We start from the raw sequence: 7,791 nt of genomic DNA on the forward strand, positions 1-7,791 counted from the left end.
TCAACATTTCTAGAGGGAGGTTATGAAGATGAAACGAGCGTTTGGCACGCTGCAAAAGGTCGGGAAAGCGCTCATGCTGCCGGTGGCGATCTTGCCGGCGGCCGGGATTTTGTTGGCGCTTGGCAACGCCTTGAAAAACCCGGCGCTCACTGACAAAATTCCGGCGCTCAAAGCCGACTGGGTCGTGCTCATCTCCAATGTGATGGAGCAAGCAGGCGGCATCGTCTTCTCCAACTTGTCGCTCTTGTTTGCGGTTGGTGTGGCGATCGGCCTTGCCGGCGGGGACGGGGTCGCGGGCTTGGCGGCGATCATCGGCTACTTGATTATGAATGTGACGATGAGCGTCATCTTGGGCGTGACTTCCGATATGATCGGCGCCGACCCGTCGTACGCCAACATTCTCGGCATCCCGACGTTGCAAACCGGCGTCTTTGGGGGGATTATCGTCGGGATTTTGGCAGCGTACATGTACAACAAATACTTCAATATCGAACTTCCGCAATATCTCGGCTTTTTCGCCGGCAAGCGGTTCGTGCCGATCGTGACGGCGGCGTCCGCAGTCGTGCTTGGCATTCTCATGACATTCGTTTGGCCGCCGATTCAGCACGGGCTCAATGCGTTTTCGCACAATATGATCGATGCGAACAAAACGTTGGCCGCGTTCATTTTCGGCGTCATCGAACGGGCGCTCATTCCGTTTGGTTTGCATCATATTTTCTATGCACCGTTTTGGTTTGAATTTGGCGAGTACGTCAATAAAGCCGGGCAAGTGGTCCATGGCGATCAAAAAATCTTTTTCGAGCAACTGAAAGACGGGGTCAAATTGACGGCCGGCACGTTCATGACCGGGAAATTCCCGTTTATGATGTTCGGTCTCCCGGCAGCGGCGCTCGCGATCTACCACGAAGCGCGACCGGAAAACAAAAAAGTCGTTGCCGGCATCATGGGGTCGGCCGCGTTGACATCGTTTTTGACCGGGATTACCGAACCGATCGAATTTTCGTTCTTGTTCGTCGCCCCGGCGCTGTTTGCCATTCACTGCGTCTTTGCCGGCTTGTCGTTTATGATCATGCACCTGTTGAACGTCAAAATCGGGATGACCTTCTCCGGCGGGGTCATTGACTTCTTGCTGTTTGGCGTTCTGCCAAACCGGACGGCATGGTGGCTTGTCATTCCGGTCGGCTTAGTGTTTGCCGTGATTTATTATTTCGGATTCCGCTTTGCGATCCGCAAATGGGATTTGGCGACGCCGGGCCGGGAAAAAACGGTCGAGGAAGCACCGAAAGCCGAGGCAGCCGCCGCTGGCGATCTGCCGTACGAAGTGCTCGCCGCCCTTGGCGGAAAGGAAAACATCGAACATTTGGACGCATGCATTACACGTTTGCGCGTTTCGGTCCATGATATCGGCCGGGTCGATAAAGACCGGTTGAAAGCGCTCGGCGCCGCAGGGGTGCTTGAAGTCGGCAACAACGTGCAAGCGATTTTCGGTCCGAAATCGGATATGTTAAAAGGGCAAATTCAAGACATCATGCAAGGAAAAGCGCCGGCCCGGGCGGAAGAGAAACCGAAAGCAGCGGCCCCGGAAGCCGCGAAGTCCGAAACGATCGCTTCGCCGATGTCAGGAGAGGTCGTTCCGCTCGCTGAAGTGCCTGATCAAGTGTTTTCGCAAAAAATGATGGGCGACGGCTTCGCGGTCATGCCGACGGACGGCACGGTCGTCTCTCCGGTTGATGGCAAAATCATCAACGTATTTCCGACGAAGCACGCCATTGGCATTCAGTCGGCCGGCGGGCATGAAATGTTAATCCACGTCGGCATCGACACAGTGAAGCTGAACGGCCAAGGGTTTGAAGCGCTTGTCAAGGAAGGCGACGAAGTGAAAAAAGGGCAGCCGATTTTGCGCGTCGACCTTGATTATGTAAAACAGAACGCGCCATCGATTGTCACGCCGGTGATTTTCACGAATCTCGAAGCCGGCGAAACGGTTCACATCAACAAGCAAGGCCCGGTTGCTCGAGGAGAAGACGCTGTTGTTACGCTCAGCTAAACTGCTTATTCGCGGCGGGGCGGGGCCAAGCATTTTCCGTTGCCTCCCCGCCCCTGCATTTGATATGATGGCAAAGAAAAAATTGAAGAAAAGGGGAATGATGGACATGGCAGAAAAAACGTTTAAAGTCGTTTCTGATTCCGGCATCCACGCTCGTCCGGCGACGATTTTGGTGCAAACAGCGAGCAAATTCAACAGCGAAATCCAGCTTGAGTACAACGGCAAAACGGTGAACTTGAAATCGATCATGGGCGTCATGTCGTTAGGAATTCCGAAAGGGGCGACGATCAAAATCACGGCAGAAGGGGCCGATGCGGCAGAAGCAATGGCGGCGTTAACCGATACGTTGGCAAAGGAAGGCCTTGCGGAATAATGGAAAAGACGATTCACGGCATCGCCGCTTCAAGCGGCATCGCCATCGCCAAGGCATACCGCTTGGAGACGCCTCATTTGGCGGCCGAAAAACGGACGGTCGCCGACGTCGAGGCGGAAATTGCGCGGCTTGAGGCGGCGGTCGCGAAAGCGAAAGAAGAGCTGGAAGCCATCAAACAGCATGCCTTGGAAAAGCTTGGCGAAGACAAAGCCGCCATTTTTGCCGCCCACTTGCTTGTGCTTGACGACCCAGAATTGCTGAACCCGATTAAGGAAAAAATCAAAACAGAACAAGTGAATGCGGAATATGCGCTCCATGAAACGGCATCGTTTTTCATTTCCATGTTTGAAGGCATGGACAATGAGTATATGAAAGAGCGGGCCGCCGATATCCGCGATGTGACGAAGCGCGTCCTCGCCCATTTGCTTGGTGTGACGATCTCCAATCCGAGCCTCATTTCCGAAGAGGTCGTCATTATCGCTGAGGATTTGACGCCATCCGATACGGCGCAGCTGAACCGCCAATATGTGAAAGGATTTGCCACCGACATCGGCGGGCGGACGTCGCATTCGGCCATTATGGCCCGTTCGCTCGAAATCCCTGCCGTCGTCGGCACGAAGGCGATTACGGCGGAAGTGCAAAACGGAGACATTGTCATCGTCGATGGACTTGACGGTCAAGTCGTCGTCAATCCGTCCCCGGAGCTGCTTGCGCGTTATGAAGAGAAGCGGGCTCGCTATGAGGAGCAAAAAGCGGAATGGGCGAAGCTTGTCGATCAACCGACGGTTACCGCTGATGGCGTGCACGTTGAGCTGGCGGCCAATATCGGCACGCCGGACGATGTGAAAGGAGCGTTAGCCAACGGGGCGGAAGGGATTGGGTTGTATCGCACGGAATTTTTATACATGGGACGATCAGAGCTGCCTACGGAAGACGAACAGTTTGCGGCCTACAAAACGGTGCTTGAAAAGATGGATGGCAAGCCGGTCGTCGTCCGGACGCTTGACATTGGCGGCGACAAAGAGCTGCCGTATTTGCAGCTGCCGAAAGAAATGAATCCGTTCTTAGGGTTCCGGGCGATCCGCCTTTGCCTTGAGATGCAAGACATGTTTCGGACGCAGCTGCGCGCCTTGTTGCGGGCGAGTGTGTACGGCAATTTGAAAATCATGTTCCCGATGATTGCGACGCTCGATGAATTCCGCCAAGCGAAAGCCATTTTGCTTGAAGAAAAAGAGGCGCTCCTCCGCCAAGGGGTTGCCGTTGCGGATGGAATTGAAGTCGGCATGATGGTGGAAATCCCGGCAGCTGCCGTCATGGCGGACCAGTTTGCGAAAGAAGTCGATTTCTTCAGCATTGGAACGAACGACCTGATCCAATATACGATGGCGGCCGATCGGATGAATGAGCGGGTTGCGTATTTGTACCAGCCGTACAACCCGGCTATTTTGCGGCTCATCAGCCACGTGATCGATGCCGCCCATCGCGAAGGAAAATGGGTCGGGATGTGCGGGGAAATGGCCGGCGACCCGATCGCCATTCCGATTTTGCTTGCCCTTGGCCTTGATGAGTTCAGCATGAGCGCCACCTCGATTTTGCCGGCGCGCGCCCAGTTGAAGCGGCTGTCAAAAGAGGATGCGGTCTGCGTGAAAGAGACAGTGCTGTCGCTTGGTACGGCTGAGGAAGTCGTGTCGTTTGTCAAACGAACGTTCCATATGGCTTGATCATAGCGAAAGGTGCAGCGGCATGAATCGGCCGCTGCGCCTTTTTTTGCCTTTAAAGGCAAGACATATGTTTCCGCGCTCTGTTCAAGCCAACAGCGGTGTCGATGATTCATAGCCATACCGCTGCCGGATCGTAAGTGAAAGGCCTAAAGCGATGACTTTCGCCATTTGGTAAACAATGTGCAAATTCGTGTACGGAAGTGCGCTCATATCGGCGGTATCTTCCATCACGACGCCCATCATGCTGATGTCGCCAATCGATGGCAGCGATTTGCCAAGCGCAGTGCCAGGGGAAAGGGCGCCAGGGCGGATGGCGATCGTATGGACAAACGGCTGCGGCCCGACAATGCTGTCGATCGCCACTACATATGCTCCGTGTTCGTTTTGCAATTGCTCGGAAACGCGTCGGATGTTTGTCGCATCGACAGGTTGCCTGAGTGTGCCGATTACGGTTAGATGATCCGGATAGGCGTTTTCAAGCAGCGTGCCGACGAACGGCCCTAGGCTGTCGCCGTTGATACGGTTGCTGCCGATGCAAACGACGGTCAAACGGGAAATGTGCGCTGGCAGCAGGGAAAACAATTCATTGCGAATAAGCAAAGGAGCAAGCGGATCACTATACAAAATCGATTTCATCGGCCGCGATTCCTTTCCGTCGGTCGTTCTCCTTTTCTTAGTTCGCGGCCGATGCTGGTGATTCCTTTTTTTCGTTTCTGTCAATTGTGTCCTTGTTTTTGCTTGAACGGATTGCGCCATTCCATTAACACGGCATGGTTGAGCGATTCTTCGTCTTCTAAACTTTCTTGCTGCACGCGGATGAGATCATTGAAGTCGTCTGTCGTATAGTTGCGGATGACCGCTTCGCGCGGGGTGTTGCCGTCAAAGACGTATAAATGTTTATCGTACATGCTGATCCCCCTTTCGTTCGTTTTACCCTCATCATAACCGAAACCTAGAAAAAGCGCCAAGAAAGGTCCATGGACAAGTTTGCCCTCGACCCGGGGATGAAAATCACCGCTTGCCGACGGGATTTTCACGGAAAGCGGGTAGCTTGGTGTTCAAATAAAACGATCATTTACAGCCTTTCGCTAAGTGATCAAGATCACCATCGCAAGCAACCACTGGCAATCTTCGTTTAGGACTCTTTCTCCATTTCACATACAAATTGGTTTACTCGCAAAAGCTTCCGAAGAAAATGAAAAACCATGTCGAACTTTGTCTGTCGAAAACGATGGATGGCAGGGAGGAGGAAAGATACAATTTGATTGTAAAAGTAATGGAAATCGGGAAGGAGAGCATATGAGAAACATTCGTTTGTGACGATGGTTGGTTTGGATGATCGTATGGGCTTTAGTGATGTCAAGCGTCCCGACAAAGGGGCTTGCCGAAACGATCCGATCAGGGGTTGACCGTGTGGCGCCAAAAGAGGGGCCGCCAAAGGTGCCGGAAGCTCTGAAACGTGATCTCAAGCCAGGGGAAATCATAGAGGAAAGAACTGAGAATACAAAGGTTTACTACAACGGCGATGGCACGTTTACCAAGAAGATTTACTTTGAGCCTATTCATGTGAAGAAAAAGGGACAAAAACTATTTGAGGAAGTATCTTCTAGCCTAACGGATAGCACCAATAATACGAATTACGTTGAAACAGAGAATACCATTTTGGAGACAAACTTTTATAAAAAGATGGTCGATGGAGAATACGCCACGTTCCATTACAATGGATATTCGATTTCCTATTCTATTTTAGAGGCGGCAGGCAATAACGCACAACCGATAAAAGCGAAGGATGTTGCCGCCGTCTATAAGAAAAAAGACAACAAAATTGTTCACAAAAACATTTTTCCGAGCATAGACCTGCAAAATATTGCATTTAACGAGTCAACAAAAGAAGATTTGGTTCTTCATTCGTTTGCTGGCTATCATATTTTCAAATTCCGTCTGAAAACGAATTTACATGCAGACATTCAAGACGATGGCTCCATTTTATTTACAAATAAAGAAAATAAAGGCTCTTCACCACAAGTTGTACTTGAGATTTTAAGATAGGTATGCATAGGGAAAATAGAGGATACAAAAAATGCGAATTTTCCTGTATGGTAAAGGTGACCAAACCAAACCATTGGAGGAAAATTCGCATGTACGCTCAGTTTATCAAAGAACTCATCGATTTACCAGATGTTTTGATTCAAAAGGTGCGAAAAGAAGAAGAACGTTGGATTTTCGAACTTTCTCTACCCGAACAATGCCCATTATGTCCTGTCTGCTTGAAGCGTACAATCAAAATGACAGGCAAAAAGAAGCAATGGATGCATGGGTATGCTCAACGGATCGGCATCTTTTGGGTGGAACTCCCTGTGGAGCGTAGACGTTGTGGTACATGTGGCATGACATTCAGCACGTCTTATCCCGGAATTTCCCCTCGAAGTGTAGCGACGGATGCGTTTCAGCAATGGGTGGCGCAATCTTGCATCGGAACATCCATTCAGGCGGTGGCTCGTATGCTCAAGCTTCCTTACACGACCGCGGAACGTTGGTTTTATACCCATGCCCCTTCCTTCCTATCGAATGACATCCAACCAAAGGCAGTTTGTGTCGATGAGTTTGCGTTTCGAAAAGGGCATGATTACGGAGTGGCGATCATGGATGCCGAAACGGGAGAAGTGTATGCCCTTGAAGCAGGAAAGAACGAGGAAGCCATTGGACGTGTGTTGGCTCCTGTGTCTGATTCTGTTCAGTATGTCGTGAGCGATTTGGCTCCAGCGATGAAAAAAGCCATTCAAGGGGTGTGTCCGGAAGCGAAGCATGTGGTCGATTATTTTCATGTGATTCAATTGTTTACGGAAGCGTTGGATCGATGCCGCCAATCCTTCGGAAAAGGGAACAAGAAACACGGGCATGTTCGGTATGTTTGCCGCTTATTGACCCAGTGTCCCGAGAAACTCACCGAGGAGGAGCGCCAAACGGTGCGGGAGTGGCAGAAAGAGAGCGATTCCTTGCAGGCTGTCTATCAATCCCTTCAACATTTTCGTTATGTATCCAAAAGCCAAAGCGAGCGACAAGCGAAACGTCGTTTGAACGCCTGGGTTCATCGGTATTTGTTTTGTCCTTGTTCTGCTGTTCGCGCCATCGCAAAATCACTCGTCAAACGAACAGACGAAATCATATCGTGCATTTTATCCCCTTATTCAAATGGGAAAATGGAGGGAACAAATAACAAGATCAAGCTGATGAAACGTCGGGGATACGGATACAGAAATATCCAGCGTTTTGCATTGCGGGTTCGGCTAGAAACAGCTAACATACTTTCATGACAGGTGCAAGTACAACTTTTGGTGATGAACCTGTTTTTGAACAACGTTCGTTAAAGGACCAAATTGAAAACGAAAGGTTATATCGAGCTTTAGATGTTCTAACTCAAAAACAAGTTTTAATTTTAGAAATGATTTATGTCAATAATTTAACTTTGCGTGAAATTGCCAACATTTTAGATTCTACTCCACAAAACGTTTCTAACCTCCATAGAAAAGCATTAGAAAAATTAAAAAAAGAACAGGCGTGTTGATTATCCAATAAAATCCAAAGGGTATAGAAAAAAGAGCACCTTTCCTGTAGAATGTGAGTAGCGACACAAACAAACCCAGGAGTTG

The 7,791-nt window shown here is 50.2% G+C and carries 8 protein-coding genes; 6 read left to right on the forward strand and 2 right to left on the reverse strand.

The features are described 5' to 3' along the window. The first annotated feature begins 28 nt into the window (after window positions 1–28). The 3 genes from ptsG to ptsP all read left to right on the forward strand — a co-directional run bounded on the left by ptsG (window position 29) and on the right by ptsP (window position 4,141). The gene (ptsG, locus tag DI44_RS11385) at window positions 29–2,047 is read left to right on the forward strand and encodes a glucose-specific PTS transporter subunit IIBC (protein ID WP_033024991.1); all 2,019 of its coding nucleotides are present in this window, start codon (window positions 29–31) and stop codon (window positions 2,045–2,047) included. Between the two features lie 106 nt (window positions 2,048–2,153). Further along, window positions 2,154–2,420 carry a phosphocarrier protein HPr gene (locus DI44_RS11380; protein WP_011230496.1) on the forward strand — a complete coding sequence of 89 codons (267 nt, stop codon included), beginning with the start codon at window positions 2,154–2,156 and terminating at the stop codon, window positions 2,418–2,420. Next, complete coding sequence (gene ptsP, locus DI44_RS11375) at window positions 2,420–4,141, forward strand: phosphoenolpyruvate--protein phosphotransferase (protein WP_033024984.1); 1,722 nt, start codon at window positions 2,420–2,422, stop codon at window positions 4,139–4,141. Before DI44_RS11380 ends, ptsP begins: the two co-directional genes overlap by 1 nt. A gap of 84 nt (window positions 4,142–4,225) precedes the next feature. On the opposite strand, the gene yyaC is transcribed toward ptsP, so the two are convergent. After that, window positions 4,226–4,777, reverse strand: a complete 552-nt coding sequence (gene yyaC / locus DI44_RS11370) for a spore protease YyaC (RefSeq protein WP_011230498.1) — start codon at window positions 4,775–4,777, stop codon at window positions 4,226–4,228. 80 nt (window positions 4,778–4,857) lie between these two features. Next, window positions 4,858–5,049, reverse strand: coding sequence for a hypothetical protein (locus tag DI44_RS11365; protein WP_033024985.1), 192 nt, complete (start codon window positions 5,047–5,049; stop codon window positions 4,858–4,860). A gap of 427 nt (window positions 5,050–5,476) precedes the next feature. Between DI44_RS11365 and DI44_RS19410 the strand changes: the two genes are divergently transcribed. From DI44_RS19410 to DI44_RS17850, 3 genes are all read left to right on the forward strand, one after another. Next, window positions 5,477–6,190 (forward strand): hypothetical protein, encoded by a 714-nt coding sequence (locus tag DI44_RS19410; protein ID WP_241766372.1) that lies wholly within the window; start codon window positions 5,477–5,479, stop codon window positions 6,188–6,190. Window positions 6,191–6,279: 89 nt separating this feature from the next. After that, window positions 6,280–7,455: an ISL3 family transposase gene (locus tag DI44_RS11355; RefSeq protein ID WP_033024989.1), complete on the forward strand. Its 1,176-nt coding sequence runs from the start codon at window positions 6,280–6,282 to the stop codon at window positions 7,453–7,455. After that, window positions 7,452–7,706: a sigma-70 family RNA polymerase sigma factor gene (locus tag DI44_RS17850; RefSeq protein WP_081823167.1), complete on the forward strand. Its 255-nt coding sequence runs from the start codon at window positions 7,452–7,454 to the stop codon at window positions 7,704–7,706. Before DI44_RS11355 ends, DI44_RS17850 begins: the two co-directional genes overlap by 4 nt. The last annotated feature ends 85 nt before the right edge of the window (window positions 7,707–7,791 follow it).

Source organism: Geobacillus sp. CAMR5420 (assembly GCF_000691465.1).
GTDB classification, from domain to species: domain Bacteria; phylum Bacillota; class Bacilli; order Bacillales; family Anoxybacillaceae; genus Geobacillus; species Geobacillus thermoleovorans.